29 protein-coding genes and 1 pseudogene are annotated in these 25,270 nt (G+C 65.7%); 23 read left to right on the forward strand and 7 right to left on the reverse strand.

The genetic code is table 11. From position 1 onward, the window contains the following. Positions 1–68 precede the first annotated feature (68 nt). The gene (locus FYK34_RS03560) at positions 69–1,967 is read left to right on the forward strand and encodes a methyl-accepting chemotaxis protein (protein ID WP_149295086.1); all 1,899 of its coding nucleotides are present in this window, start codon (positions 69–71) and stop codon (positions 1,965–1,967) included. A 7-nt stretch (positions 1,968–1,974) separates the two neighbouring features. Here the strand turns inward: FYK34_RS03560 and FYK34_RS03565 are convergent, their stop codons facing one another. The 4 genes from FYK34_RS03565 to FYK34_RS03580 all read right to left on the reverse strand — a co-directional run bounded on the left by FYK34_RS03565 (position 1,975) and on the right by FYK34_RS03580 (position 5,868). Beyond that, positions 1,975–2,979 carry an ABC transporter ATP-binding protein gene (locus tag FYK34_RS03565; protein ID WP_149295087.1) on the reverse strand — a complete coding sequence of 335 codons (1,005 nt, stop codon included), beginning with the start codon at positions 2,977–2,979 and terminating at the stop codon, positions 1,975–1,977. 13 nt (positions 2,980–2,992) lie between these two features. Then, positions 2,993–3,793, reverse strand: coding sequence for an ABC transporter permease (locus FYK34_RS03570; RefSeq protein WP_149295088.1), 801 nt, complete (start codon positions 3,791–3,793; stop codon positions 2,993–2,995). Next, positions 3,790–4,701 carry an ABC transporter permease gene (locus FYK34_RS03575; RefSeq protein WP_149295089.1) on the reverse strand — a complete coding sequence of 304 codons (912 nt, stop codon included), beginning with the start codon at positions 4,699–4,701 and terminating at the stop codon, positions 3,790–3,792. Before FYK34_RS03575 ends, FYK34_RS03570 begins: the two co-directional genes overlap by 4 nt. A 66-nt stretch (positions 4,702–4,767) precedes the next feature. Next, complete coding sequence (locus tag FYK34_RS03580; protein WP_149295090.1) at positions 4,768–5,868, reverse strand: ABC transporter substrate-binding protein; 1,101 nt, start codon at positions 5,866–5,868, stop codon at positions 4,768–4,770. A 447-nt stretch (positions 5,869–6,315) separates the two neighbouring features. Here FYK34_RS03580 and FYK34_RS03585 point away from each other — a divergent pair, with 447 nt between their 5' ends. The 11 genes from FYK34_RS03585 (at position 6,316) to FYK34_RS03635 (ending at position 14,271) form a co-directional block, all read left to right on the forward strand. After that, on the forward strand, positions 6,316–6,813 hold the full coding sequence (locus tag FYK34_RS03585) for a hypothetical protein (protein WP_149295091.1): 498 nt from the start codon (positions 6,316–6,318) through the stop codon (positions 6,811–6,813). Positions 6,814–6,852: 39 nt separating this feature from the next. Further along, a complete protein-coding gene (locus FYK34_RS03590) occupies positions 6,853–7,356 on the forward strand; it encodes a hypothetical protein (RefSeq protein ID WP_149295092.1) in 504 nt (167 codons plus the stop codon). A 77-nt stretch (positions 7,357–7,433) separates the two neighbouring features. After that, positions 7,434–8,429 carry an asparaginase gene (locus FYK34_RS03595; RefSeq protein WP_149295093.1) on the forward strand — a complete coding sequence of 332 codons (996 nt, stop codon included), beginning with the start codon at positions 7,434–7,436 and terminating at the stop codon, positions 8,427–8,429. A gap of 614 nt (positions 8,430–9,043) precedes the next feature. After that, positions 9,044–9,556 carry an AAA family ATPase gene (locus tag FYK34_RS03600; RefSeq protein WP_231137364.1) on the forward strand — a complete coding sequence of 171 codons (513 nt, stop codon included), beginning with the start codon at positions 9,044–9,046 and terminating at the stop codon, positions 9,554–9,556. 206 nt (positions 9,557–9,762) lie between these two features. Then, the gene (locus tag FYK34_RS03605; protein ID WP_149295095.1) at positions 9,763–9,978 is read left to right on the forward strand and encodes an RNA-binding S4 domain-containing protein; all 216 of its coding nucleotides are present in this window, start codon (positions 9,763–9,765) and stop codon (positions 9,976–9,978) included. A 1-nt stretch (position 9,979) separates the two neighbouring features. Next, positions 9,980–10,162, forward strand: a complete 183-nt coding sequence (locus FYK34_RS03610; protein WP_149295096.1) for an oxidoreductase-like domain-containing protein — start codon at positions 9,980–9,982, stop codon at positions 10,160–10,162. Next, on the forward strand, positions 10,149–11,003 hold the full coding sequence (locus tag FYK34_RS03615; RefSeq protein ID WP_149295097.1) for a 3',5'-nucleoside bisphosphate phosphatase: 855 nt from the start codon (positions 10,149–10,151) through the stop codon (positions 11,001–11,003). The genes FYK34_RS03610 and FYK34_RS03615 overlap by 14 nt, the downstream gene beginning before the upstream one ends. Positions 11,004–11,021: 18 nt before the next feature. Then, a complete protein-coding gene (locus FYK34_RS03620) occupies positions 11,022–11,645 on the forward strand; it encodes an L-threonylcarbamoyladenylate synthase (RefSeq protein WP_149295098.1) in 624 nt (207 codons plus the stop codon). Between the two features lie 23 nt (positions 11,646–11,668). Next, positions 11,669–12,310 (forward strand): site-2 protease family protein, encoded by a 642-nt coding sequence (locus FYK34_RS03625; RefSeq protein WP_149295099.1) that lies wholly within the window; start codon positions 11,669–11,671, stop codon positions 12,308–12,310. A gap of 50 nt (positions 12,311–12,360) precedes the next feature. Next, positions 12,361–12,999 (forward strand): site-2 protease family protein, encoded by a 639-nt coding sequence (locus tag FYK34_RS03630; RefSeq protein ID WP_149295100.1) that lies wholly within the window; start codon positions 12,361–12,363, stop codon positions 12,997–12,999. Positions 13,000–13,074: 75 nt separating this feature from the next. After that, entirely contained in the window at positions 13,075–14,271 is a 1,197-nt protein-coding gene (locus FYK34_RS03635) for a tryptophan--tRNA ligase (RefSeq protein ID WP_149295101.1), read from the forward strand. Between the two features lie 84 nt (positions 14,272–14,355). Here FYK34_RS03635 and FYK34_RS21150 read toward each other — a convergent pair whose 3' ends face one another. The 3 genes and pseudogenes from FYK34_RS21150 to flgA form a co-directional block, all read right to left on the reverse strand. After that, positions 14,356–14,907, reverse strand: a complete 552-nt coding sequence (locus FYK34_RS21150; RefSeq protein ID WP_407923601.1) for a methyl-accepting chemotaxis protein — start codon at positions 14,905–14,907, stop codon at positions 14,356–14,358. A gap of 6 nt (positions 14,908–14,913) precedes the next feature. Then, positions 14,914–15,684, reverse strand: a pseudogene (locus FYK34_RS21155) (PAS domain-containing protein); the annotation flags it as partial. Positions 15,685–15,769: 85 nt separating this feature from the next. Next, positions 15,770–16,459 (reverse strand): flagellar basal body P-ring formation chaperone FlgA, encoded by a 690-nt coding sequence (flgA, locus tag FYK34_RS03645; protein WP_149295103.1) that lies wholly within the window; start codon positions 16,457–16,459, stop codon positions 15,770–15,772. Between the two features lie 124 nt (positions 16,460–16,583). Here flgA and flgB point away from each other — a divergent pair, with 124 nt between their 5' ends. From flgB to flgL, 11 genes are read left to right on the forward strand one after another with little or no spacing between them, the layout of a single operon-like run. After that, on the forward strand, positions 16,584–16,940 hold the full coding sequence (flgB, locus tag FYK34_RS03650; protein WP_149295104.1) for a flagellar basal body rod protein FlgB: 357 nt from the start codon (positions 16,584–16,586) through the stop codon (positions 16,938–16,940). 3 nt (positions 16,941–16,943) lie between these two features. Beyond that, positions 16,944–17,348 carry a flagellar basal body rod protein FlgC gene (gene flgC / locus FYK34_RS03655; protein WP_149295105.1) on the forward strand — a complete coding sequence of 135 codons (405 nt, stop codon included), beginning with the start codon at positions 16,944–16,946 and terminating at the stop codon, positions 17,346–17,348. After that, positions 17,345–18,031: a flagellar hook capping FlgD N-terminal domain-containing protein gene (locus FYK34_RS03660; protein WP_149295106.1), complete on the forward strand. Its 687-nt coding sequence runs from the start codon at positions 17,345–17,347 to the stop codon at positions 18,029–18,031. Before flgC ends, FYK34_RS03660 begins: the two co-directional genes overlap by 4 nt. A gap of 20 nt (positions 18,032–18,051) precedes the next feature. Next, entirely contained in the window at positions 18,052–19,236 is a 1,185-nt protein-coding gene (locus tag FYK34_RS03665; RefSeq protein WP_149295107.1) for a flagellar hook protein FlgE, read from the forward strand. Between the two features lie 3 nt (positions 19,237–19,239). Next, positions 19,240–19,971 carry a flagellar basal body rod protein FlgF gene (locus FYK34_RS03670; RefSeq protein ID WP_149295108.1) on the forward strand — a complete coding sequence of 244 codons (732 nt, stop codon included), beginning with the start codon at positions 19,240–19,242 and terminating at the stop codon, positions 19,969–19,971. 12 nt (positions 19,972–19,983) lie between these two features. Next, positions 19,984–20,772 (forward strand): flagellar basal-body rod protein FlgG, encoded by a 789-nt coding sequence (gene flgG, locus FYK34_RS03675; RefSeq protein ID WP_149295109.1) that lies wholly within the window; start codon positions 19,984–19,986, stop codon positions 20,770–20,772. Beyond that, a complete protein-coding gene (gene flgH, locus FYK34_RS03680) occupies positions 20,769–21,422 on the forward strand; it encodes a flagellar basal body L-ring protein FlgH (protein WP_174774497.1) in 654 nt (217 codons plus the stop codon). The genes flgG and flgH overlap by 4 nt, the downstream gene beginning before the upstream one ends. A gap of 8 nt (positions 21,423–21,430) precedes the next feature. Further along, on the forward strand, positions 21,431–22,537 hold the full coding sequence (locus tag FYK34_RS03685) for a flagellar basal body P-ring protein FlgI (RefSeq protein ID WP_149295110.1): 1,107 nt from the start codon (positions 21,431–21,433) through the stop codon (positions 22,535–22,537). A 10-nt stretch (positions 22,538–22,547) separates the two neighbouring features. Further along, positions 22,548–22,970 (forward strand): flagellar biosynthesis protein FlgJ, encoded by a 423-nt coding sequence (locus FYK34_RS03690; protein ID WP_149295111.1) that lies wholly within the window; start codon positions 22,548–22,550, stop codon positions 22,968–22,970. 12 nt (positions 22,971–22,982) lie between these two features. Further along, a complete protein-coding gene (gene flgK / locus FYK34_RS03695; RefSeq protein WP_149295112.1) occupies positions 22,983–24,350 on the forward strand; it encodes a flagellar hook-associated protein FlgK in 1,368 nt (455 codons plus the stop codon). Between the two features lie 8 nt (positions 24,351–24,358). Next, entirely contained in the window at positions 24,359–25,267 is a 909-nt protein-coding gene (gene flgL, locus FYK34_RS03700; RefSeq protein WP_149295113.1) for a flagellar hook-associated protein FlgL, read from the forward strand. Positions 25,268–25,270 lie beyond the last annotated feature (3 nt).

A 25,270-nucleotide genomic window follows, 5' to 3' on the forward strand; every position in this document is an offset into this window, starting at 1 on the left:
GTACAATTGCCTACGCTTGGTCTGCCGCCCTTCTATAGTGAATTGTTCTGATGCGTGAGGGGATGGCTATGCGGGCTAGGTTGCGGATCGCCCACAAGCTGGTGCTGTTGATCGCGCCCCTGGTGCTGGCGCTGCTGGTGGTGGCGGTCGGCTATGTCTGGCATCAGCGGCAGTTGCTGCGCGAGCTGGAGGGGGATCAGACCCTGACGGACAATATCGCGCTGGCGGGCGAGCTGATCCATCAACTGCAAATCGAGCGCGGCCTCAGCTATGGCTATCTGAGCCTGCACCAGCAAGCCTTGCCGCCGCAGCTGAATCAGGCGCGGTCGGCGGCCGATGACGCGCTGGCGCGGCTGGCCGCTCAATCCCGGACCGACATGTCCGACGATCTGCGCGCCTATCTGGACGGAAATCTGCCGCAGAAGGCCGCGCTGGTCGAGTTGCGGCGCGACATTGATGCCCGCCATGTCTCGCCCGACCCCTCGTTCCGCCGCTATTCCGCCATGATAGAAAGCCTGTCCAGCATCGTCGCGCTGTTCCATGCGCACACGCAGCGCGTGCAGGCGCTGGTGCTGCAATGGTCGGCGGTGAATTGCCAGAAGGAATATACCGGCCGCGCGCGCGGCCTGATTGCCGGGGTATTGACCGTGGGCAGCTTCACCATCACCAATTTCCGTCAGGTCAGCGGCGCGGTGTCGCAGGAGGCGCTGTGCCGGTCGCAGTACCGGCAGTACGGCGGCGACGAGGCGCTGCTCAACGGCGCGATGGCGCGCTCGCGCGCTTTTGAGCTGGCGCGCGACGCGGTGCTGGCGCGCGGCGCCGGCGCCATGCAGAGCGAGCGGCCGGACGAATGGTTCCAGGTGTCAAGCATGCGGGTGGACGCCTTGCTGGAGGTGCAACAGACCATTCTGGGCGAGATACGCCGCCTGGTGGCGGAGCAGGCGGCTTCCGCGCGGCTGAACGGCTATCTGGTGCTGCTGGGCTTGCTGTTGCTGCTGCTGCCGGTGTCGCTGGCGCTGATGGCGGGACGCGACCTGATCCGCACGCTGGGGGCCGAGCCGGACGAGGTGGCGCAGGGCATGCGCGAGCTGTCGGCGGGCAGGCTGGACTTTTACCTGCCGCTGCGCGCGGGCGATACGCACAGCCTGGCTTCCCATATCCGCCAGATGGGAGACAAGCTCTCCGGCGTGATCATGCAGGTGAAGGAGGACGCCGACGCGGTGGCCAATGCGTCGACGGAATTGAATTCGGCTTCGCAAGGCCTGTCGCAGGGCGCGGCGCGCGCCTCGGCCGACGTGGAGGACACCACCAGCGCGGTGGACGATATCGCCGGCTGCATGGTGAGCATGGCGGGCGACGCCAACCATGCCGGCGTGATGGCCGACACCGCCAGCGGACAGGCGGCCGAGGGCAACCGCGTGGTGCAGCAGACGATAGCGGCCATGCACCAGATCGCCAAGCGCACCGACATCATCGACGACATCGCCTACCAGACCAATCTTTTGGCGCTCAACGCGGCCATCGAGGCGGCACGGGCGGGCGAGCACGGCAAAGGCTTCGCCGTGGTGGCGGACGAGGTGCGCAAGCTGGCGCGGCGCAGCCAGGCCGCGGCGCAGGAAATAGGCCAGGTGGCCATCAGCAGCGTGCAGCTGGCCGAGAGCGCGGGCCAGCAGCTCAGCGACATCGTCGACTCCAGCCGCAAGACCCTGGAGCTGGTGCGCGGAATTTCCAGCGAGGCGACGCTGCAGGCGCAGCGCGTGGGCAATATCAACCAGGCCATGCAGCGGCTCAATCAGCTATCGCAAGGCAATGCCGCGGCCAGCGAGGAGCTGTCGGCGGCGGCGCAGGAGGTGGCGATGCGCGCCGACAGCCTGCGCCGGCAGATGCAGTACTTTCAGCAGGGGCCGTCGGCCGACGAAAACGAAACGGCCCCGCCGGAGGCGGAGCCGTTCGACCGTTTCGAGTGAGCGCGGATCAGCGCACTTCGCGCAGATCGTCGCGCGCGATCTTCAGGCGCACTTGCGTGCCGCTGCTCAGCAGGTCGGCCGCGTTGCGGTTCAGCCTGTCCACTTGCAGCGTGGCGCCGTGCGCCTCCACCTGGTAGCGGACCACATTGCCCAGCAGCTGGTGCTGGCGGATCACCGCCGGCAGGGAGCCGTCGGCATGGTCGTCATGGTTCAGCAGCTGCACCGATTCCGGCCGGATGGCCAGATGGCCCTGGATCTCCATGCCCAGCAGCGCGTGGCTTTGCTGCGCCGTCAGCAGATTGTAGTTGCCCATGAAGCGGGCGACGAACTCGGTGGCCGGCTGGGTGTAGATGATCTCGGCCGCGCCCTCCTGCTCCACCTTGCCCTGGTTCATCACGAAGATGCGGTCTGACAGGGTCAGCGCCTCTTCCTGGTCGTGGGTGACGAAGACCGTGGTCAGGCCCAGGCGGCGCTGGATGTCGCGGATCTGCTCGCGCAGGTTCTTGCGGATGCGCGCGTCCAGCGCGGACAAGGGCTCGTCCAGCAGCAAGAGGCACGGCTCCACCACCAGGGCGCGGGCCAGGGCCACGCGCTGGCGCTGGCCGCCGGACAACTGGTGCGGGAAGTGCTTCTCGCGGCCGTTCAGCTCCACCAGCGCGATGACCTCTCCCACCTTGCGGCGGATGTCGTCGGCGCTGCGCTTCTGCATTTTCAGGCCGAAGGCGATGTTGTCGACCACGTTCATGTTCGGGAACAGCGCGTAGCTCTGGAACACCATGCCGATGCCGCGTTTTTGCGGCGACTGGTGGGTGATGTCGTCGCCGGCCAGGCGGATGGCGCCGCCGCTGGGCGTTTCGAAGCCGGCGATCATGCGCAGCACGGTGGTCTTGCCGCAGCCGGACGGGCCGAGGAAGGTGACGAATTCGCCGGCCTCCACTTGCATATTGAAATCATGGACCACGGCCTGCTGGCCGAAGCGCTTGTTCAGATGGTCGATTTGCAGAAATGCCATGTTGAATTCCGTTTCAATGTTCGTCGGCGCCGAGGGCGGCGCGGTTGCGGCTGACTACTTGCATCAGGCCCATCGCGGCCCAGGTGACCAGGAAGGCGATGATGGCCAGCGCGGCCGGCTCATAGGCCCGATTGGCGCCGATCAGCTGCAGATAGGGGCCGAAAGCCGGGCGGGCCAGCAGGCTGGCCAGCGTGAACTCGCCGATCACGATGGCGAAGGTCAGGAAGGCGCCGGACAGGATGGCGGTTTTCAGATTCGGGAAAATCACCAGACGCAGGATGTCGAACCAGCCGCTGCCCAGGCTTTGCGCCGCCTCGGTCAAGGAGCGCACGTCGATGGCGGACAGGCCGGTATCCACCGAGCGGTACAGATAGGGCAGGGCCAGGGTGACGTAGCCGAACACCAGCAGCAGATCCGTGCCGCGCTCGCTGCCGGTGAAGGGCAGCCAGCCCGCGCTGCCGTACAGGCGCAGGTAGCCGAACACCAGCACGATGGCCGGGATCACCAGCGGCAGCAGGGTGATGAACTCGATCAGCGGCCGCAGCCTGGGCAGTTTCAGCTGCACCCAGAAGGCGGTGGGGACGACCAGCACGATGCCGACCAGGATGGTCAGCAGCGCCAGCAGGGCGGAGTAGCCGAAGCTGGACTGGAAGCCGGGATCGGCCAGCACCACCTTGTAGGCCTCGAAGCTGTAGCCCTCGCGCTTCATTTTCAGGCTGAACTCGAAAGTGGCGATCAGCGGCAGCAGGAAGTAGCCGCTGCCCAGCAGGATGGCGAGCCAGGCGCCCAGGCGCGATGTGGTTTTGGTTTTCATGCGGCCTCCTGGTGGCTGCGCTTGCGCAGCCAGATATAACCGGCGTTGGCGCTGCCGGTGATCAGCACCATGCCCAGCGCCAGCGCGTAGCCCAGGTTCTGGTCATGCAGCACGTCGCCGTGGATTTGCGCGTACAAGAGGATGGTCACGATATTGAGCGAGCTGCCGGTCAGCGCGTAGGCGGTGGCCACGGCGCCGAAGGCGTTGGCGAACAGCAAGAGCGCCGCGCCGGCCAGGCTGGGCCACAGCACCGGCAGCGCGATGTGGCGCCAGTAGGCGAAGCCGGAGCCGCCCAGGCTCTCGCAGGCTTCTCGCCATTCGTCCTTCAGACCCTCCACGGCCGGGGCGATGATCAGCACCATCAGCGGCACCTGGAAGTACAGATAGGTCAGGGTCAGGCCGGAGAAGCTGAGGATGGAGAAGCCGCTGGCGTACAGGTCGACATCCAGATACTTGCGCAGCAGCATGGTCACCAGGCCCATGCGACCCAGGGTGGACAGGAAGGCGAAGGCCAGCGGGATGCCGGCGAAGTTGGACGCGACGCCGGAGAAGGTGGTCAGGGTCGGCCGGATCCAGGCGGGCAGGCCGCCGCGGATGGCCGCCAGCGCCAACAGCAGGCCCAGCGCGGTGCCCAGCACGGCCGAGGCGGCGCTGATCTCAAGGCTGATCTTGTAAGCGCTGAGGATATTGTCGTCGAACAGGCGAATGATGTTGGCCAGCGTGAAATGGCCTTGCGCGTCCTGGAAGGCGCCCAGCATCAGCATGAGGGTGGGCAGCAGCAGGAACAGCAGGGCAAACAGCAAAAACGGCGCGACGCCCAGCCAGGACAGCAGTTCGGCGTGTTTGCCGCTGCTGGGGCTGGCTGCATGGGAAGAAGGTGTCGGCATGGACTCGGAAGAGGCGGACATCGGGTTTCTCGTGCGAGGTAAAAGGGCCGCCTGCGGCGGCCCTGACGTGAGACGAATGAAGCGGTGTTACTTGACGCTGCTGCCCACTACGGCATCCCATTGCTTGGTGATGCCGGCCTTGTAGGCTTCCTGTTGCTCGATGCTCGGGAATACGGCCTTCTTGTAGGCGGACGCATCCGGCAGCTTGCTCAACAGCTCGGCCGGCACCTTCTTCTTGGCGGTCAGGTCGTTGAAGCGGATCGGGTGGCAGTAGCCCTTCAGCCAGGCCACTTGGCCTTCGTCGGAGAACAGGTATTCCATCCACAGCTTGGCGGCGTTCGGGTGCGGCGCGTAGGCGCTGATGCCCTGAGCGTAGACGCCGGCCACCACGCCGGACTTCGGCACGATCACGTCGACCTTGGGGTTGCCCTTCAGCGTGTCGCGGTCAGCCAGCGCGTTGTAGTCCCAGCGCACGATGATGGGGGTGGTGCCCTGGGCCAGCGAGGCGGCCTTGCCGATCACCGGCACGAAGTTGCCGTTCTTGTTCAGCTGCGAGAAGAACTTCAGGCCGGCGTCGGCGGACTTGCCCACATCGCCCTTGGCTTGGGACAGGCCGGCGGCGAACACGCCCTGGATGGCCTGGTTGGCGGCGCGCGGGTCGCCTGCCAGGGCCACGGCGTTCTTGTATTCCGGCTTCAAGAGATCTGCCCAGTCGGCCGGGGCCTTGCTGATCAGGTCGCGGTTGACCTGGAAGGTCAGCACGCCGTAGTAGTCGCCGTACCAGAAGCCGTCCTTGTCCTTGACGTTGTCAGGAATGGTCTTCCAGGTGGAGACCTTGTACGGCTGCAGCAGGCCCTGGGCCTTGGCTTGCGGACCGAAGGACAGGCCGACGTCGATCACGTCCGGCGCCTGCGGGCCCTTGTTGTTCTTGTTGGCCTTGATGGCCTCCAGTTCGTCGGCGGAGCCGGCGTCCGGGTTTAGTTCGTTCACCTTGATGCCGTATTTGGCCTTGAAGCCGGCAATCACGTTGCCGTAGCCGCACCAGTCGTGCGGCAGGGCGATCACGGTCAGCTCGCCTTCCTTCTTGGCGGCCTGGACCAGCGCGTTCAGATTGGCGGCGGTGGCGGCGTTGCCGATTACGGCCAGCGCGCCCGCTACGGCGATGTAGCTCAGCGTATTCTTCATCATTGCTCCCCTTCCGGCCAGTGGCCTTATCTATCGAAAAACTGATGCGATGGTATGAGGGAATCATGACAAATCGACGTCATTAATATGACAAAAAGGTTTCAGTGGCGGATGTGCCTGAGCGTTGCCATGTTTCCGTCCGCGGCTTGGCGCAATGAATTGGTCTGGCGGCGCGGTTTTTCCGCGCAATGGCCGCCTGGTTTGCGGGTGGAGGGCAGCATTCCACTCATGCCGGCTTGAAACAAGAAAATTTGCATATGCAGTGCGCGGAGAAATCTTTAATTAAAAATACTATGCAGACGCGGCGGTTTGGCTACAAACGCTTACAGGCGGAAACCTAAATCCTGCTGAAAATGGGCGACGGGGGTGCGATTCTTGCAGTCAGGCGCCGATAGGGCGCAAGACTATGCGCATGCAAGGAGACATGACGTGGATTGGAAGAAAAATGGAATGAGAGCGATGGCCCTGTTGCTGGCGGTGTCCGGCCTCAGCGCCTGCGTGGTGGCGCCGCCGCGCGTCCAGGCATCTTATCAGCCGGCGACGGTGCGCGTGGAAGTGCCGCGTGAATGGCGGCCGGCCGATCATCCCTATTACCTGCATGCGATGAGTGATCTGCGCCAGGCCCGCGCGTATCTGGCCCGTCCCGACTATGCGCCGATCGCCGGGGACGAGCGCCGCGCCGTGGCCGAGATCGACGCCGCGCTGGGCGAGATGCGGCGCGCCGCCATCGAGGACGGCAAGAATCCCTGGGCTTACGAGCAAGCCGACGCGCGCATGAGCCCGACCGACCGCTTCCACAAGGCGCTGGATCTGCTGGCCGCCGCTCGCCACGACGCCAGCCATCAGGAAGACGATCCCTGGGGGCGCGACCTGCAGCACCGCATACTGCGCCACGTCGACGCCGCCCACCAGGCGGTGCAGCAGGCCATCAACGATGCCCTGCGCTGAGCGCAAGGCGGCATGTAAGCCTTGGGAGACGATAGCATCATGAAAACACGCGGCATTCTGACCGTGCTGGCGCTGGCTGCCGCCGGCAACGCGCTGTTCAGCGCGCCCGCCCTGGCCGACAACTGGCGCGAGGGCGATCCATGGTCCTGGCAGCAGCATCCATGGCACCCTGAGCAGCATCCTTATTACCTGCATGCGATGAGCGACTTGCGCCGGGCGCGCGATCTGCTGGCGCGGCCGGACTACCCGCGCGTGGCGGACGACGAGCGCCATGCCGTGGATCAGATCGACAAGGCGCTGCACAAGATGCGCGACGCCGCCATCGACGACGGCAAGGACATCGACGCGCGCATGCCGCCCGACGCGAACTGGCGTCCGGAAGACCGCTTCCATCAGGCCCGGGCGCTGTTGGACAAGGCCCGCCAGGACGCGAGCCATCGCGAGGATGATCCTTATCTGCGCTCGCTGCAGCGCGACATCGTGCATCACATTAATGAAGCCGAGCGCAATCTAGACCACGCGGTCAGCGACGCGCTGCGCTGAGTCCGTTTTGCCGTCGCTGTGACGCCGGGCGGGGCTTGCGCTACCATCGGGCAGAATCAAGCCAGATGGAGTATGCAATGAGCCGAATCCTGGTGCTCTACACCGGCGGTACCATAGGAATGGACCACACCCCGGAAGGCCTGGCCCCTGTGCCCGGCCTTCTGCCGCGCCTGCTGCAGCGTTTCGAACGCCCCGGTATGCAGTTTGATGTCGTCGAGTTTGAACAACTGATAGATTCCTCCGCCATCACCCCGCGGCAATGGAACCAGATCATTGACGCGCTGAGCGCGTCATATGCGCGGTACGATGGCTTCGTGGTGATCCACGGCACCGACACGCTGGCCTACACCGCCAGCGTGCTGGCCTTCGCCCTGCGCGGCCTGGCCAAGCCTGTGGTGCTGACCGGCGCCCAGCTGCCGCTGGTGCACCCGCGTTCCGATGGCTGGGCCAATCTGGCCGACGCTTTCGAGGCTGCCTGCCAAGCGGATTTGACCGAGGTCGTCATTGCCTTTGACCGCCTGCTGCTGCGCGGCTGCCGCGCGCGCAAGCTGGACGCCGAGCGTTTCGACGGCTTCAACAGTCCCAATGCCGCGCCGTTGGCCGAGTTCGCCATCTCCGCGCATTGGCATCGACAGCGCTGGCTGCGCCCGGACGGCGAGTGGCGGCCGCTGCGGCTGGAGGAGAACTTGAAGCTGGCGGCGCTGATGCTGACACCGGGCCATGGCAGCACGCTGGCCGGGCAGGCGCTGCGCGACGGCGGCCTGGACGGCGCCATCCTGCTCAGCTATGGCAGCGGCAACGCACCGGCCGATCCGGCGCTGCTGGACGGCGTGGCCGCGATGCGCGCGCGCGGCTGCCCGGTGTTGACGCTGACCCAGGTGGTGAAAGGCGCGGTGGCGGTGGGCGCTTATGCCGCCAGCCAGCCGCTGGCGCGCGCCGGCGCGCAGCCGGGCGGCGATCTGACGCCGGAGGCGGCGTTGGCCAAGCTGCACGTGCTGTTGTCTGCCGGTCTGGCGCCGGAGGCGCTGCGCGAGGCTTTGGGCCGCTCGTGGCGGGGTGAGATGACGGTTTGATCCGTTCGCTGCCGTATCGAGGCCGCTTAAAAAATAAGCGGCCTTTTTTCATGCTTGCCCTTCAAGGGCTTGCCTGTGTTTTCCACAGCCGGTCCACACGGCTCTGCACGGACGATGTGGGCAACCCTGAAGCGCGAGTCGGCCTGCGGCGAGGGCTGTGAGGACCTGGCGCTGCTTAAAAAATAAGCACGGCTGAGCGGGGCCTGAGGAATCAGCGGCTTGCCGCGCTTGTCCACAAGCCGCGCACAGGATTGTGTACCGGACATGGGGATGGGCTTGGTCGAGTCTGGCCTGGGCTTTGCCTAAAAAATAGGCGTCGATCATTTTTGCTTTGTCTTCATGGGTTTGGCGGCATTATCCACAACGGGTCCACATGGCGTTGCACTGGCGGTGGGGAAAAAGTTCACGCCTGCGCAAAAAATGAGCGGGTGGCGGGAAGCGACGCCGCATCAAGGACTTGTGTCGATTTTCCACAGCCGGCCCACAGCGCTATCCCCTCCGGCTGTGAAAAACGCGGTAAGCGAGTGGCGACGCGGTATAATGGCGGGCTTGGCCGGAGCGCCGACAAGGATGGATGATCGATGCGGGAAGGAAGGGGGCGCGGGCCTGTCCGGGTGGCGATAGTCGGCCCGGAATCCAGCGGCAAGAGCACGCTGGCGGAAGCGCTGGCGCTGAGCCTGCGCGCCGACGGCTGGCGCGCGGCATGGGTGCAAGAGTATGCGCGCGCCTATTACGCCGATCGCCCCTATACCGCCGACGCGGCCGATATCGAAGCCATCGCCGCCGGCCAGCTGGCGGCGGAAGCGGCGGCCGGCGCGGACATCCTGCTCTGCGACACCACGGTGCTGACCTGCAAGATTTGGGCGGAAGTGGCGCATGGCCAGGCGTCCGCGCGCTTGCTGGCGCTGTACCGGCCGCAGGACTATGACCTGACGCTGCTGGCCTGTCCCGATATCCCGTGGCAGCCGGACCCCTTGCGCAGCCATCCCACGCAGCGGGACTGGCTGCTGGACTTGCATCGGCAGGAATTGGCCCGGCAGGGCGTTGCCGCGCTGGAACTGCGCGGCCCGCACGCTGCGCGACTGGCGCGCGCGCGGCAGGCGCTGTTGCCGCTGTTGCCTGCCTAAAAAATAAGCGGTCCGGAAACGGCCAGGCAAATCAGCGGCTTGCCGCCTTTGTCCACAGCGCTTCCACAATCTTGTCAGCCGGACGGGTGGATAGTCCGGCAGGGCTGCCTAAAAAATGGGCGGCGTAAAAAACATCAGACAGAATAAGGGCTTGGCGGCCTTGTCCACAGGCCGCTCACAAGCCTGTCCAGAACGAGTGTGCAAAAATGAAAGAAACCTTCAAGCTGAACAGCGAATACATCCCGCTGTGCGACCTGCTCAAAGCCTGCAACGTCTGCCATTCCGGCGGCGCGGCCAAGCATTTCATCGCCGAGGGCAATGTGTCGGTCGATGGCCAGGTCGAGCTGCGCAAGACGTGCAAGATCCGCGCCGGCCAGCAAGTCAGCGGCGACGGCTTTCTGATCGTTGTCGAGGCGGACTGAGATGGATGATTTTGCCGACATCATGCCGGAGCCGCCGTTCGAGGTGGACGACGACATGTGCTGCGGCAGCGGCTGCGAGCCTTGCATTTTAGACATCTACCAGCAAGAGCTGCGCGCCTACCGCGCGCGGCTGGCCCTGTGGCAGGCGAGGCAGATCGAAGGAGCGCGCGATGGCGGGCATTGATCTGCACTTCCATTCCCGCACGTCCGATGGCGCGTTGACGCCGACCGAGGTGATAGACCGCGCCGCGCTGCGCGAGCCCAGCCTGCTGGCGCTGACCGATCACGACTGCACCGCCGGCTTGGCCGAAGCGGCAGCGGCGGCTGCGCGGCACGGCATAGATTTTTTGCATGGCGTGGAGGTCTCCGTCAGCTGGGGCCGCCATACCGTGCACATCGTCGGCCTGGGCATCGATCCGGACGACGCGGCCCTGGCCGCCGGGCTGAAGCGCATACGCGACGGCCGGCTGGAGCGGGCGCGCCAGATGGGTGACTCGCTGGCGGCGGCCGGCATCGAGGGCTGTTTCGAAGGCGCCATGCGCTGGTGCGACAATCCAGAGATGATCAGTCGCACCCATTTTGCCCGCCACCTGGTGGATAGCGGCGCGGTCAAGGACGTGCGCACGGTGTTCCGCAAGTATCTGACGCCGGGCAAGCCTGGTTTCGTCGAGCATGAGTGGGCTAGCCTGGAGGACGCGGTGGGCTGGATCGTCGGCGCCGGCGGCATGGCGGTGATCGCGCATCCCGGCCGTTACGACATGGGCCGCACCCTGATAGAACGGCTGATTCTGGACTTCAAGGCGGCCGGCGGCCAGGGCATCGAAGTGGCCAGCGGCAGCCACAGTCTGGACGATATGCACAAGTTCGCGCTGCATGCGGACAGGCATGGGCTTTACGCCAGCAGCGGCAGCGATTTCCACGCGCCGGGCGAGGGTGGCCGCGACGTCGGCCACACCGAGGATTTGCCGCCGATCTGCCGGCCGATCTGGCGCGAACTGGAGGCCCGCATCATCCGGCCTGCCTAAACCAATAAGGACAAGAACATGGCGCAATTCTTCGTGATTCATCCCGACAACCCGCAGGCCAGACTGATCCGCGAGGCGGTGAAGATGCTGCGCGAGGGCGGCGTGATCGTCTATCCCACCGACTCCTGCTACGCGCTGGGCTGCATGCTGGGCGACAAGGCGGCGCTGGAGCGCATCCTGGCCATCCGCGGCCTGGATTTGAAGCAGCGCATGATGACGCTGGTGTGCCATGATCTGTCCGAACTGGCCAATTACGCCAAGGTGGACAACAGCCAGTATCGGATGCTGAAGTCCACCACGCCGGGCAGCTACACCTTCATCCTGCAGGCGTCGCGCGAAGTGCCGCGCCGCACCCTGCATCCCAAGCGCGCCACCATAGGCTTGCGCGTGCCGGACCATAAAGTGGCGCTGGCCTTGTTGGAAGAGCTGGGCGAACCCATATTGTCCTGTACCCTGACGCTGCCGGGCGACGCCGAGCCGCTGTCCGATCCCTATGAAATCCGCGAGCGGCTGGAACATGCCGTGGACGCGGTGATAGACGGCGGCTGGTGCGGCACCGAGCCTACCACCGTCATCGACATGACCGATGGCGTGGAGCTGCTGCGCCAAGGCAAGGGGCCGCTGGCGCCGTTCGGTCTTTGAATCCACAACATCCTTAGGAAATCATGCAGTCTTTGTCCTTGATTCAACAATTGGCGGTGTCCATTCTGCCGATTCTGTTCGCCATCACCATCCCGGCCGGCGCCCAGGCCTTCATGGCCGACTATCTGGGCGACCGCACCGCCTATATGACCGGCCGCCGCACTTTCAGCCCGCTGGCCCACATCGACCCCATAGGCTCCATCGCGATGCCGTTGATCGGCGTCGCCTTGGGCGGCTTCATCATCGGCTGGCCCAAGTCGCTGCAATTGAATCCCGGCGCGATGCGCAAGCCGCGCAGCGCCTTGGCCAAAGTGGCGGTGGTGACGCCGCTGGCCAATCTGATCATGGCCCTGCTGTGGGCGGGCGTGGTGCTGGCTTCCGGCTACCTGACCGTTTACTTTGGCGAACCCTTGCAACTGATGGCGCTGATCGGCATCAAAATCAATGTGGCGCTGATGATTTTCACCTTGATCCCGCTGCCGCCCTTGCCCGGCGGCGTCATCGTGCAGGCGCTGTTGCCGGCGCGCGCCGCGTGGGAATTTTCCAAGGTGGAGCGCTACAGCTTCTGGATTCTGTTGCTGCTGATGTTCAGCGGCATTCTGGGCAAGGTGTTGCTGCCCTTGGTGCAGGCCATCGTGCTGGCCATCGTCGGCGCGGTGATGTAAGCATGCGAAGATGAAACAAGCCGCGGCTGGCGGCTGGAGAGGGGATAAGCATGGGTTTCGACCAGATGGTGCAACGCGTCGCCATTTACGCCTTGCCGGTTTTGTTTGCGATCACGCTGCATGAGGCGGCGCACGCCTACGCCGCGCGCCGCTTCGGCGACAACACCGCCTACATGATGGGGCGGATGACGCTGAACCCGCTCAAGCACATCGACCCGCTGGGCACGGTGCTGCTGCCCTTGCTGACTTTGTGGATGGGCGGCTTTCTCTTCGGCTGGGCCAAGCCGGTGCCGGTCAATTTCGGCGCGCTGCGCAAGCCGCGCGAGCACGGCCGCTGGGTGGCCGCCGCCGGGCCGGCCGCCAATTTCGCCATGATGGCCGGTTGGGCGTTGTTGCTGAAGCTGGCGATCCATACCGACAACGCCTATAGCGAGCCGCTGGCCCTGATGAGCCAGGCCGGCATCGCCATCAATATCTCGCTGATGCTGCTGAACCTGCTGCCCATCCTGCCGCTGGACGGCGGCCGCATCGTGGAGAGCCTGCTGCCGCCGGGCACGGCCTGGAAGTACGCCCAGACCGAGCGCTACGGCATGTGGATACTGCTGTTGCTGATCGCCACCGGCATGCTGGGCAGGATTCTGCAACCGTTCTACCAGTTGATGTATCATCTGCTGCAATTGTTTTTCTAGAACCCTGCGCGGGGCCAGGCCGCCGGACAGACCGGCGGTTTTTCATTTCCCGCGGCCTATCGAGAGCACAACCCTATGTCCGCCAACCGCATCCTTTCCGGCATGCGCCCCACCGGCAGCCTGCACCTTGGCCACTACCACGGCGTGATCAAGAACTGGGTGGAGCTGCAGCACCATCATGAATGCTTCTTCATGGTGGCCGACTGGCATGCGCTGACCACCAATTTCGACGACGTTTCCATCATCGGCAAGTCCATAGACGAAATGGTGATCGACTGGCTGGCCTCCGGCGTGGACCCGGAAAAGGCCACCATCTTCGTGCAGTCCAAGGTGCCGCAGCACGCCGAGCTGCACCTGGCGCTGTCCATGGTGACGCCGCTGGGCTGGCTGGAGCGCGTGCCGACCTACAAGGACCAGATGGAGAAGCTGAGCCACAAGGACCTGACCACCTACGGCTTCCTGGGCTACCCGCTGCTGCAGGCGGCGGACATCCTGGTGTACAAGGCGGGCATGGTGCCGGTGGGCGAGGACCAGGTGCCGCACATCGAACTGACGCGCGAGGTGGCGCGCCGCTTCAACCATATGTTTGGCCGCGAGCCTAATTTCGAAGAGTTGGCACGGGCGGCGGTGAAGAAAATCGGCAAGAGCGGCAAGCTGTTCGAGCAGCTGCGCAACCGCTATCTGCAGGACGGCGAAGTGGAAGCGCTGGCGCAGGCGCGCGAGATCCTGGCCGCCAGCCAGAACCTGGGCAACGCCGACCGCGAGCGCCTGTACGGCTGGCTGGAGAATAAGGGCAAGAGCATCCTGGCCGAGTGCGAGGCTAAGCTGACCGCCGCGTCCAAGATGCCGGGCCTGGATGGCCAGAAGATGTCCAAGTCCTACGGCAACACCATCACCATGCGCGAGGCGCCGGAGACGGTGAGCAAGAAAATCCGCGGCATGCCGACCGATCCGGCGCGCGTGCGCCGCACCGATCCGGGCACGCCGGCCAAGTGCCCGGTGTGGCAGCTGCACGAGGTATACAGCGACGGCGAGACCAAGGAATGGGTCAAGGCCGGCTGTGCCAGCGCCGGCATCGGCTGCCTGGACTGCAAGCAACCGGTGATCGACGCCGTGGTGCGCGAGCAGCAGCCGATGTTCGAGCGCGCCGAGAAATATCTGGCCAATCCCAAGCTGGTGGCCGAGATTCTGGCCGACGGCAATGCCCGCGCCGAGAAAGTGGCGCGCGAAACCATGGGCGAAGTGCGCGCCGCGATGGGCTTGGGCTATTGATGCCGTTTTGACGGCGTGAGCAAGGCCGGCCTCGCGCCGGCCTTTTTCATGGGCCCGGCGCGGCCGTTTCCGCCATGGCGGCGCTCAGCCCTGCTGTTGCAGCAGCGTGGAAACGTCGCGCACCACCTGCACCACGTTGCGGGTGCCGCTGCGTATCTCGGCGATGGAGCCCTGGGCCTGCTGCGCCAGCTCCAGAGTGGTTTCCGCCAGTGTCCGCATCGCCTCCATCGCGCCTATCGCCGAGGCGGAGTCGCCCTGTATCGACTTGACGATGCCGGAAATCTCGCCGGTGGACTGGCTGGTGCGCTCGGCCAGCTTGCGCACCTCGTCCGCCACCACGGCGAAGCCGCGGCCCATTTCCCCGGCGCGCGCCGCCTCGATGGCCGCGTTCAGCGCTAGTAGATTGGTCTGGTCGGCGATGTCGCTGATGGTGCCGATGATGGCGCCGATCTGGCCCGAACTGTCGCCAAGCTTGGCCAGAATCTGAGAAGACTGGCGCACGCTGTCCGCGACGCGGGAGATTTCGTTGGCGGCTTGGTCCAGCACCGTGCTGCCGCGTATCGACAGCTGTTCGGTGCTTTCCGATGCCTGCACCGCCGACTGCGCGTTTTCCGCCTGGGCCTGCATCTGCCTCATCTGGCGCGTGATGTCGCTGGCGAACTTGACCACGCGGGCCGGTTTGCCGGCCGCGTCCAGCACCGGGTTGTAGGTGGCCTGCAGCCAGATCGGCTCGCCATTGCGGCCCACGCGGCGGAAGCGTCCCTGCTGGAACTCGCCCTGGCGCAGTTTTTGCCACAGCTGCTGATATTCCGGGCTGCGCACATAGGCTTCGTCGCACAAGACGCTGTGATGCTTGCCCTTGAGGTCCGCCAGGCTGTAGCCGAACACCGCCAGGAAATTATCGTTGGCGTCCAGTATGGAGCCATCCAGGTCGAACTCGATGCGCGCCATCGAGCGGTCTATGGCGCTGCGCATCGCCTTGTCCTGCTGTTCCAGCTGCATCTGGCGCGTGATGTCCGAGGCGATCTTGATCACGCCGCTGACCTTGCCTGCGGCGTCCAGAACCGGCGAGTAGCTGGCCTCCAGCCAGACGGGCCGGCCGCCCTTGGCCAGGCGCAGCTGGCGTCCGGTCTGGGCCTCGCCGCGCGCCAGCTTTTGCCAGAACTCGCCATAGCCGGGCGAGGCCGCGTAGGCGGACTCGCAAAACATTCTATGATGCTTGCCCGCCACTTCTTCGCGGGTGTAGCCCATGATGCGCAGAAACACGTCGTTGGCCTGAACGATCACGCCGTCCGGGGTGAATTCGATGATGGCCATCGAGCGGTCTATCGCGCGCAAGGCGCCGCGGCTCTTTTCCAGCTCGGCCTGGGCGAGGCGTAACTGATCGGCGAGTTTATTGCTGAACAAGGGCATGAGCCGGCCTCCTCTGTGATGGGTGGGACTTTCTCGATCCGGCTTCAGTCTAGTACAGCTTAAGGGTTTCTACTTACCCCGACCTTCAGTCCTGCGGCTCCACCTCGTCCGCCGAGCTGACGCGCGCGCGCAGGGTCTTGCCGCTGTCCAGATTGCGCACGGCGATGATCTCGCCCTGCTTGCCATTGGCCAGCGCCTCCCCGGATACCGTGACTTCTATCCCGTCCTGGCGCGCGACGATGCGCACCGTTGCGCCGCGCTTCACCAGCAGCGGGGCTGCCAACTGGCGTCGGCGCAGGGCCTGATCCGCGCTCAGCGCGGACTTCAGTTGCAAGGCCAGCGGCGGCTGGCCGCGGCCGAATAGCTCGGCGGGCTCCCATACCGGCCGCGCTGCCCATTTCACATCGTCTGCTTGCAGGACCGCGCCGGCGGGCAGATCGCGCGCGGCGACGGCAACGCGCGCGCTGACCGTCGCGCGCACGATGTAGTCGCCGCGCCAGCCGCTGGACGGGCAGGCAATGTCAAAACGCATGCGCGAGAAGGCGCGCGCGTCGGCGGCTTCCACCGTCCAGGGCGTCTCGCAGCCGGGCAGCGCGCGCGGCGGCAGCAGCTGCAGCTGCCAGGCCGGCTGGTCCAGGCCGGCCTCGTTCAGGCGCTGTTCAATTAGGTGGGCGGCTTGCTGGCGGACGGCGGCATCGGGCGCGGCGGCGGCGTGTCCGGTTTGCGCCGGCAGCGCGAAGGCGAGGCAAAGCAGGGGGGGTGTGAATTTTGACATCCGGGGTGGCTTGGTAATTGTTGCGTATACGGTGTGGGGCGCACTTATTAGTATCGCTTTCCAATAAGTGAGTCATTAACGGTAAATGACTTTAACATCGTAATGAATCGATAAGGTCAAGGCAATGGGATTGCATCTGGACAAGGCCCTGAGCATTCACCCGGAGGCTTTGCGGCTGCGGGCGGAGCGGACCCGCGTGCTGGCGTCCAATATCGCCAATGAAAGCACGCCGGGCTATCAGGCGCGCGACATCGACTTCAAGGCGGCGCTGGCCGCGGCCGACGCCGATTCCCCATTGGCGCTGGGCGAGGGCGAGGAGCTGTTGTACCGCCTGCCCAACCATCCCTCGCGCGACGGCAATACGGTGGAGCTGGGGGTAGAGCAGGCCGAGTTCTCGCAAAACGTTTCCGAATTCCAGACCAGCCTCACCTTCATCAATATGAAGCTGCACGGGCTGGCCAAAGTCATCGCGGGGCAATAAGCCATGTCGTTCAGGGACATCTCGCGCATCGCCGGCTCCGCCATGACGGCGCAGACGGTGCGCCTCAATACCGTGGCCAGCAATCTGGCCAATGCCGATACCGCCGCCGGCAGCGAGCAGGCCGCCTATCACGGCCGCAAGCCGGTGTTCCGCAGCCAGATGCAGGGCGAGGGCATGGGCGTGCAGGTGCTGGACGTGGTGCAGAACCCCGAGCCGGTGCGCAAGGCGCACGAACCGGGCAATCCCCTGGCCGACGCCGACGGCAATGTGTTCTACAGCAATGTCAATGCGGTGGAGGAGATGACGGACATGCTGTCCGCCAGCCGCGCCTTCCAGACCAATGTGGAGGTGTTGGGCCGGGTCAAGGCCATGCAACAGGATTTGCTCAAACTGGGAGACAACGCATGAGCGTGGATCAGACCTCATCGTCCCTGCTGTCCGCCGGCGGCCAGTCGTCCGAGCCGGCGCAGGTAGCGCCTGCCGCCGGCCAGAAAAATGGCGGCCAGGACATGTTCATGACGCTGCTGCTGGCGCAGATTCGCAACCAGAGCCCGCTGGATCCGGCCGACCCGTCCCAGTTCGTCAACCAGCTGGCGCAGATGAGCCAGGTGCAGACCACGCAGTCCATGCTGCAACAACTGCAAAGCCAGGCCGGCATGCTGCGCGAGCTGCAGGGCGTGGCGCTGGGCGCCCAGGTGGGGCGTCCGGTGCTGGTGCAGACCGACCGCTTCCGCAGCGACGGCCAGACCGCGCTGTCCGGCCGCGTCACGCTGTCCGGCGCCGAGCGCGACGCGACGCTGATCCTCACCGGCGCCGACGGTCAGCGCACCCGCATCGAGCTGGGCAAACGCGCGGCCGGCGCCAGCGACTTCCAGATCAAGCTGGCCGATTACGGCCTGAGCGCCGGCGATTACCAGCTGGAATTGTCCACCGCCTCCGGCAGCGCCGGCCTGCTGGAGCTGAAGGCCGACGTCAGCGGCGTGCGCCTGCCGATCAACGGCGCCGAACCGGTGTTGAGCCTGGCCGGCCTGGGCGACTTCCCGGCCTCTTCCGTTTCCGCCTTGCTGGGTCTGCCCGGCGCTCCCGCTTAAAGTCCCGTACGGAGAACCCCATGAGTTTCGAAATCGCCCTGTCCGGCATCCATGCCGTCAACGACCAGCTGGGCAGCATCAGCGACAACATTGCCAACTCCGCCACTTACGGCTTCAAGTCCGGCCGCGTCACCTTCGCTTCCGCCTACGCCGGCAGCCAGGCCATGGGCGTCAACAGCAATGGCAACAGCCAGAACATCGGCCGCAACGGCGGCCTGATCAACACCGGCCGCGCGCTGGACGCCGCCATCGACGGCCGCGGCTTCTTCGTGTCGCGCAGCGCGGCCGGCACCGTCAGTTACAGCCGCGTCGGCATCTTTGACACCGACAAGGACGGCTACCTGATAGACGGCAACAAGGGCCGCATCCAGGGCTACGCCAAATCGGCCAATAGCGCGGCGCTGGGCGCGCTGAGCGATATCCAGATTCCCACCGGCAACATCCCGGCCCAGGCCAGCGACGCCTTGCAGTACACCGGCAATATGTCGGCCGGCTGGGCCACCCAGACCATCGCCTTCGACAAGGGCAATCCCCAGAGCTTCAACCATTCCAGCGTGTCCACGGTGTATGACTCCCTGGGCAACAAGCACAACCTGACGCAGTACTTCTGCAAGAGCGCCGACAGCACCGTCACCGTGCACTATGCGCTGGATAGCCAAGCGCTGCCGGCCACCACGGATTTGAAGTTCGACAGCAACGGCAAACTGGCCGCGCCCGCCGCCGCGGTGGCGCTGGATCTGGGCACGCCCAACGGCGCCTCCGCGCTGAAGCTGGCGGTGGACTACAGCGGCACCACGCAGTTCGCCGGCGAACCGAGCACCAGCCGCAACGCCGCCACCGGCTATCCGCCTGGCGCCCGCACCGGCGTCAGCCTGGGCGAGCATGGCGAGGTCATCGTCAGCTACAGCAACGACCAGAAGCAGGTGGTGGCCCAGCTGGCCATCGCCAATTTCGCCAACGAGAACGCGCTGGCGCCCAGCTCGCAGACCAGCTGGCAGGAAACCACCGCCTCCGGTCCGGCCCTGCTGGCCACCGCCGGCAGCAGCATGGCCGGCAAGCTGGCCGTCAGCTCGCTGGAACAGTCCAACGTCGACGTCACCTCCGAGCTGGTGACACTGATGACCGCGCAGCGCAATTACCAGGCCAACACCAAGGTCATCGCCACCGAGAACCAGGTGATGCAGGCCCTGATGCAGGCGGTGTAAGGCATGGACGCGCTGATCTACACCGCGATGAGCGGGGCAGACCGTCTGCTGCGCGCGCAGCAGATCCACGCCAACAACCTGGCCAATGCCGAAACCGGCGGCTTCCGCGCCGACATCGACAGCGCCGTCAGCCAAGTCGTGCCCGGCTACGGCTACGACGCGCGCGTGCTCAGCCACAATGCGCCGACGGCGCTGGATACCCGCAACGGCACCGTGGTGGAAACCGGCCGCGACCTGGACGTGGCGCTGCAGGGCGACGGTTTTCTGGCCATCGCCGCGCCGGACGGCGGCGAGGCCTACACCCGCGCCGGCAGCATGGTGGCCGGCCCCGACGGCACGCTCAGCGTGAACGGCCATCCGGTGCTGGGCGACGGCGGCCCCATCCGCCTGCCGGAAGGCTACCTCAAAGTCGCCATCGCCCAGGACGGCACCGTTTCCGTGCTGAATCCGGGCGGCGCCGAAATGCAGCCGGTGGACAAGCTCAAGCTGGTCAAACCGGACGCGCGCGAGATGATGAAGAGCGCCGACGGCCTGATCGTGCCGCGGCAAAACGCGCCGTTTCCGGCGGACGACAGCGTCACCGTGCAGAGCGGCCACCTGGAGCGCAGCAATGTGTCCGCGGTGGAGGAGATGGTGTCGGTGATGTCGCTCAACCGTAATTTCGAAATGCAGATGAAGCTGTTCAACGCCGCCAGCGACATGAACGAGGCGGGCAACCGCCTGGTGCGCGGCTGATAGGAGAATTCAATGAATCCGGCACTGTGGATCAGCAAAACCGGCATCCAGGCGCAGGACGCGCGCCTGACCGCCATCGCCAACAACCTGGCCAACGTCAACACCACCGGCTTCAAGCGCGACCGCATGGTGTTCGAGGACATGTTCTACCAAGTAGACCGCCAGCCCGGCAGCAAGGTGGACGACAATAATCTGTCGCCGTCCGGCGTGCAGCTGGGCAACGGCACGCGCCTGGTGGGCAGCCAGAAGGTGTTCACCGAGGGCAACCTGACCACCACCAATCAGAGCCTGGATGTGGCCATCGTCGGCCAGGGCTTTCTGCAGGTGAAGATGGGCAACGGCGAAACCGGCTACACGCGCGCCGGCCAGCTGCAGCTCAATCCGGACGGCCTGCTGGTCAATGCCCAGGGCCTGCCGCTGCAGCCGGAAGTCAAGATCCCGGCCAGCGCCACCAAGATTTCCATCAGCGAGACCGGCGTGGTGTCGGTGACCGAGGGCAGCGGCACTACGCCCACCGAGGTTGGCCAGATCACCCTGGCCAACTTCGTGAACCCCACCGGCCTGCTGGCCCTGGGCGACAATCTGTTCCAGGAAACCGCCGCCAGCGGCAACCCAAGCACCGGGAATCCGGGCGGCGACGCGCTGGGCAAGCTGAAGCAGGGCAGCCTGGAAGGCTCCAATGTGCAGGTGGTGGAGGAAATGGTGGACATGATCGCCGCCCAGCGCACTTACGAGATGAATACCAAGGTGCTGACCGCGGCGGACAATATGCTGCAGCAACTGGGACAATCGGTGCGATGACGCTGCGTCGTCTCGCGCCGCTGGGCGCGCTGCTGTTGGCGGCCTGCGCCTCGTTCCAGCCGGCGCCGCCCCGGCCCGACCCCTTGCCCGATCTGTTGCGGCAGGCGGCCGAGGCGCCGCGCGGCGGCGGCGTGTTCACGCCCGGCGGCAGCCTGGCGCTGACCTCGGACAACCGCGCCTTCCGCCCCGGCGACGTGCTGACGGTGGTGCTGGAAGAGACCACCCAGGCCAGCAAGCAGGCCGGCACCACCTTCGGCAAGCAGTCCGGCGCCAAGATCGGCCCATCGTTGCTCGGCAACACCACCTTCAACGCCCAGGTGGGCATAGACGCCAACCGCAACTTCAACGGCTCGTCCACCTCCACCCAGCAGAATGCGCTGGCCGGCTCGCTGACCGTGGTGGTGCACAAGGTGCTGGCCAACGGCTTGCTGCAGGTGCAGGGCGAAAAACAGCTGACGCTGAACCAGGGCGAGGAAACCTTGCAACTGGCCGGCTACGTGCGGGTGGAAGACATCGACACCGACAACCGCGTTTCCTCGCTGCGCATCGCCAACGCCCGCATCGGCTACTCCGGCAGCGGCGCGCTGGCCGACGCCAACAACCCCGGCTGGCTGATGAAGTTCTTCGCCAGCCCGCTGATGCCGTTCTAGGGCTATCCATGAGATTGACACTTTTGAAGCGCCTGAGCGCCGCCGCCTGCCTGGCGGCGTGGTCGCTTGCCGCCGCGGCGCAGCCGCTGCGCCAGCTGGTCAATGTGGAAGGCATACGCGACAACCAATTGATAGGCTACGGCATCGTGGTGGGCCTGGACGGCACCGGCGACAACTCGCAGGTGAAGTTCTCCGGCCAGTCCGTGGCCAATATGCTGAAGCAGTTTGGCCTGAAGATGCCGGAAAAGACCGACACCCGCGTCAAGAACGTGGCGGCGGTGATGGTCAGCGCCAGCCTGCCGCCCGGCTACAGCCGCGGCCAGACCATAGACGTGACCGTGTCGTCGCTGGGTGACGCCAAGAGCCTGCGCGGCGGCACGCTGCTGTTGACCCAGCTGAAGGCGGCCAACGGCGAAGTGTACGCGCTGGCCCAGGGCAGCGTGGTGATAGGCGGCTTGTCGGCGCAGGGCAAGAGCGGCTCCAGCGTCACCGTCAACACGCCCACCGCCGGGCGCATCCCCAACGGCGCCAGCATAGAGCGCGAGATTCCCAGCGACTTCGAGCAGGGCGACTCCGTGCGGCTCAGCCTGCGCCGCCCCAGCTTCGAGACCGCCACCAATGTGGTGAAGGCCATCAACCGCGGCTACGGCAAGATCGCCAGCACCCGCAACGCCACCACCATAGAAGTGAAGGCGCCGCTGGATCCGACCGAGCGCGTGGCCTTCGTCGCGCGGCTGGAAAAACTCAATGTGGACGTGGGGCCGGAAATTCCGCGCGTGGTGTTCAATTCGCGCACCGGCACGGTGGTGATCAGCGAGGGCGTCACCGTGCGGCCGGCGGCGGTGTCGCACGGCAGCCTGCGCGTGGTGATTTCGGAGTCGTCCCAGGTCAGCCAGCCCGGCCCGTTCAGCAACGGCACCACTAAGGTGGTGCCCAATTCCAGCGTGCAAGTGGGGCAGGACCAGGGCCGCATGTTCAAGTGGCCGGCCGGGGCCAGTCTGCGCGCCATCATAGACACCGTCAACCGCACCGGCGCCACGCCGGACGACGTGATGGCCATCCTGCAGGCGCTGGACCAGGCCGGCGCGATAGATGGCGAGCTGGTCGTCATTTAAGGAGAGGCGGATGCTGAACAACGATTTGCAGAACCCGTCAGCCGGAACCAATGGCGAGCAGCCGGTGGCGGCGGCCAGCCCGGAATACCGCCAGAAGGCGGAGAAGGCGGCGGAGATGTTCGAGGGCCAGTTCGTGCGCGAGATGTTCAAGCAGATGCGCAAGACCACGCGCGAGGTGGCCGGCGAGGACAGCATCTTCGCCAATTCCATGAACGGCGACCTGCTGGACATCGCCGACGGTGCCCTGGCCGACCAGCTGGCCAGTCGGCGCGTGTTCGGCATCGCCAATGTGATCCTGGCGCAGCTATTGCCGGCCGCTGGCAATATTCCCCTTAAGAACGCGGACCCGGCCGTCGCCCGTCTGCAGCAGGGGCGCGACGCCGGCCAGGGATTGGCGGCATTCGCCGCGCCGATGTTTCCTCTTTCCAAGTGATGACTGCTCACCATGCGCATGATTGACAACGCGCTGACCGGCGCGCAGGCCGCCCAGGTCGCGCTGAACACGGCCAGCCAGAACATCGCCAACCAGCAGACGCCGGGCTATACCCGCCAGGGCGTGGTGCTGGCCACGCAGACGCCCGGCGCGGGCGACCCGCTCAGCGCCGGCTACGGCGTGTCGGTGACCGGCGTGCGCCGCTTCAGCGACGACTACCGCAATCTGCAGCAGTGGCAGGCCGGCTCCCATGTCGGCGCGCTATCCGCGGCCCAGCCCTATTTCAGCCAGCTGGAACAGGTGATGGGCAGCGAGGGCAGCAGCCTGTCCAGCGGCCTGGACAAGTTCTTCGCCGCGCTCAATGCCGCCAGCCTGGACTCCAACACCATGCGCGACCAGGTGGTGCGCGAGGCCGGATCGCTGGCGCAGCGCTTCAACAATCTTTACGGCGTGCTCACCTCGCAGCAGGCCGCCATTGGCGAACAGCGCAGCGCCACGCTGAGCCAGATCAACAGCGCCACCGCCAATCTGGCGGCCTTGAACGCCAAGCTGGTGGCGGCGCGCGCCCAGGGCATCAATACCTCGGGCCTGGAAGACGAACGCGATCGCCAGATCGACGCGCTGGCTTCCCTGGTGGAGGTGCGCGTGGTGGCGCAGCCGGACGGCGGCAAGTCCGTTTCGCTGAGCAACGGCCTGCCCTTGGTGTCCGGCGACGATGCGGCCGCGCTGTCCAGCGAGGCGCAGCCCGATGGCAGCCAGCAATTGAAGCTGGCCTTCGGCACCGAACAATACGCCATGCCCGGCGGCGACCTGGGCGGACAGCTGGGCGGACTCAACCAGTTCGAGGTACAGGTATTGCGGCCGGCGCAGGAGCAGGTGCGCGCGCTGGCCGGCGAGCTGGCCGGCCGCGTCAATCAGCAACTGGCGCAGGGTTACGATATGCGCGGCCAGAGCGGCCAGGCCTTGTTCCAGTTCGATCCCGGCGCGGCCCATGGCCTGTTGCAGACCACAGGCATAGGCGCGGCCGATCTGGGTTTCTCCGCCGATCCGGCCAAGCCGGGCAATAACGACAATCTGCAAAAAATCATCGCCATCCGGCAGCAAAGCCTGCCGCTGGCCGGCATCGGCAGTGTGACGCTGGGCGACGCCTATTCGCAGATGATCGGCCACCTGGCCATCGCCAGCCAGCAGAATAAGTCGGGGCTGGACACCGCCAATGTGATCCGCGCCGAGTCGGAAAAAAACTGGCAGGGCGCCTCAGGCGTCAACCGCGACGAGGAAGCGGTGAGCCTGATCGAATACCAGAAGATGTACCAGGCCAACATGAAGGTGATTTCGGTGGCGAACCAGCTATTCGAAAGCACGCTGGCCATCCTGTAAGGACAAGCATGCGTATCTCCAGCAACCAGTATCAATCCGTCGTGCTGCTGGCCATGCAGAACAGCAGTTCCGGCATGGCCGAGCTTTTGCAGAAGATGTCCAGCGGCAAGAGCATGCTGGCGCCGTCAGAAAACCCCATCGCCAGCGTGCGCCTGCTGCGGCTGCAGCGCGAGGAAGCGGCGCTGTCCCAGTATCGCGACAATATCGGCGCGCTCAAGTCCAAGCTGAGCCAGAACGAAGCGCTGCTGGACGGCATCAGCAGCGACCTGCGCAACGCGCGCGACATCCTGGTGGCGGCGGCCAATCCCGCGCCGGCTGAAGACCTGAAGGCGATGGCGTCGCCTTTGATCAGCCTGCGCGACAGCATGCTGTACGCCGCCAACACCCAAGACAGCGAAGGCCGCTACCTGTTTTCCGGCAGCGCCGTCAACAGCGCGGCCATCCAGTTCGATGCCAGCCAGCCGGCCGGCAGCCGTTACCGCTTCAACGGCAATGTCGACAAACAGATGGTGACGGTGGGCGAGGGCGTCACCGAGACATCCAATGTCACGCTGGAGTCCATGCCCGCGCTGCTCAACCAGCTGGACAAGGCCATCGCCGCGCTGCAAAGCCCCACGCTGAACGGCAACGATCCGGCGGTGGGCGCCATGGTGCGCGCCACCATGGACGGCGTGGACGCGGCGTTGAGCGACGTCAGCGGCCGGGTATCCGAGCTGGGCGGCGCGCAGAACGTGCTGCAGACGCTGGACGGCAACCACAACAGCCTGAGTCTGGCCAATCAGCAAAGCATGCTGGAGCTGGGCAGCCTCGATTACGGCACGGCCTATATGAACCTCGGGCAGCTGTCGATGGCGCTGCAGGCCAGCCAGAAGGCGTACGGCAAGGTCAGCCAATTGACGCTGTTCGACGCGATCTGACGC

The organism is Chromobacterium paludis (genome assembly GCF_008275125.1).
In the GTDB taxonomy this organism is placed as follows: Bacteria; Pseudomonadota; Gammaproteobacteria; order Burkholderiales; family Chromobacteriaceae; genus Chromobacterium; species Chromobacterium paludis.

Coding starts and splice junctions, on each gene's coding strand:
- FYK34_RS03560 (WP_149295086.1), top strand. CDS start 69: ATGCGGGCTAGGTTGCGGATCGCCCACAAGCTGGTGCTGTTGATCGCG.
- FYK34_RS03565 (WP_149295087.1), bottom strand. CDS start 2,979: ATGGCATTTCTGCAAATCGACCATCTGAACAAGCGCTTCGGCCAGCAG.
- FYK34_RS03570 (WP_149295088.1), bottom strand. CDS start 3,793: ATGAAAACCAAAACCACATCGCGCCTGGGCGCCTGGCTCGCCATCCTG.
- FYK34_RS03575 (WP_149295089.1), bottom strand. CDS start 4,701: ATGTCCGCCTCTTCCGAGTCCATGCCGACACCTTCTTCCCATGCAGCC.
- FYK34_RS03580 (WP_149295090.1), bottom strand. CDS start 5,868: ATGATGAAGAATACGCTGAGCTACATCGCCGTAGCGGGCGCGCTGGCC.
- FYK34_RS03585 (WP_149295091.1), top strand. CDS start 6,316: ATGAGAGCGATGGCCCTGTTGCTGGCGGTGTCCGGCCTCAGCGCCTGC.
- FYK34_RS03590 (WP_149295092.1), top strand. CDS start 6,853: ATGAAAACACGCGGCATTCTGACCGTGCTGGCGCTGGCTGCCGCCGGC.
- FYK34_RS03595 (WP_149295093.1), top strand. CDS start 7,434: ATGAGCCGAATCCTGGTGCTCTACACCGGCGGTACCATAGGAATGGAC.
- FYK34_RS03605 (WP_149295095.1), top strand. CDS start 9,763: ATGAAAGAAACCTTCAAGCTGAACAGCGAATACATCCCGCTGTGCGAC.
- FYK34_RS03610 (WP_149295096.1), top strand. CDS start 9,980: ATGGATGATTTTGCCGACATCATGCCGGAGCCGCCGTTCGAGGTGGAC.
- FYK34_RS03615 (WP_149295097.1), top strand. CDS start 10,149: ATGGCGGGCATTGATCTGCACTTCCATTCCCGCACGTCCGATGGCGCG.
- FYK34_RS03620 (WP_149295098.1), top strand. CDS start 11,022: ATGGCGCAATTCTTCGTGATTCATCCCGACAACCCGCAGGCCAGACTG.
- FYK34_RS03625 (WP_149295099.1), top strand. CDS start 11,669: ATGCAGTCTTTGTCCTTGATTCAACAATTGGCGGTGTCCATTCTGCCG.
- FYK34_RS03630 (WP_149295100.1), top strand. CDS start 12,361: ATGGGTTTCGACCAGATGGTGCAACGCGTCGCCATTTACGCCTTGCCG.
- FYK34_RS03635 (WP_149295101.1), top strand. CDS start 13,075: ATGTCCGCCAACCGCATCCTTTCCGGCATGCGCCCCACCGGCAGCCTG.
- FYK34_RS21150 (WP_407923601.1), bottom strand. CDS start 14,907: ATGAGGCAGATGCAGGCCCAGGCGGAAAACGCGCAGTCGGCGGTGCAG.
- flgA (WP_149295103.1), bottom strand. CDS start 16,459: ATGTCAAAATTCACACCCCCCCTGCTTTGCCTCGCCTTCGCGCTGCCG.
- flgB (WP_149295104.1), top strand. CDS start 16,584: ATGGGATTGCATCTGGACAAGGCCCTGAGCATTCACCCGGAGGCTTTG.
- flgC (WP_149295105.1), top strand. CDS start 16,944: ATGTCGTTCAGGGACATCTCGCGCATCGCCGGCTCCGCCATGACGGCG.
- FYK34_RS03660 (WP_149295106.1), top strand. CDS start 17,345: ATGAGCGTGGATCAGACCTCATCGTCCCTGCTGTCCGCCGGCGGCCAG.
- FYK34_RS03665 (WP_149295107.1), top strand. CDS start 18,052: ATGAGTTTCGAAATCGCCCTGTCCGGCATCCATGCCGTCAACGACCAG.
- FYK34_RS03670 (WP_149295108.1), top strand. CDS start 19,240: ATGGACGCGCTGATCTACACCGCGATGAGCGGGGCAGACCGTCTGCTG.
- flgG (WP_149295109.1), top strand. CDS start 19,984: ATGAATCCGGCACTGTGGATCAGCAAAACCGGCATCCAGGCGCAGGAC.
- flgH (WP_174774497.1), top strand. CDS start 20,769: ATGACGCTGCGTCGTCTCGCGCCGCTGGGCGCGCTGCTGTTGGCGGCC.
- FYK34_RS03685 (WP_149295110.1), top strand. CDS start 21,431: ATGAGATTGACACTTTTGAAGCGCCTGAGCGCCGCCGCCTGCCTGGCG.
- FYK34_RS03690 (WP_149295111.1), top strand. CDS start 22,548: ATGCTGAACAACGATTTGCAGAACCCGTCAGCCGGAACCAATGGCGAG.
- flgK (WP_149295112.1), top strand. CDS start 22,983: ATGCGCATGATTGACAACGCGCTGACCGGCGCGCAGGCCGCCCAGGTC.
- flgL (WP_149295113.1), top strand. CDS start 24,359: ATGCGTATCTCCAGCAACCAGTATCAATCCGTCGTGCTGCTGGCCATG.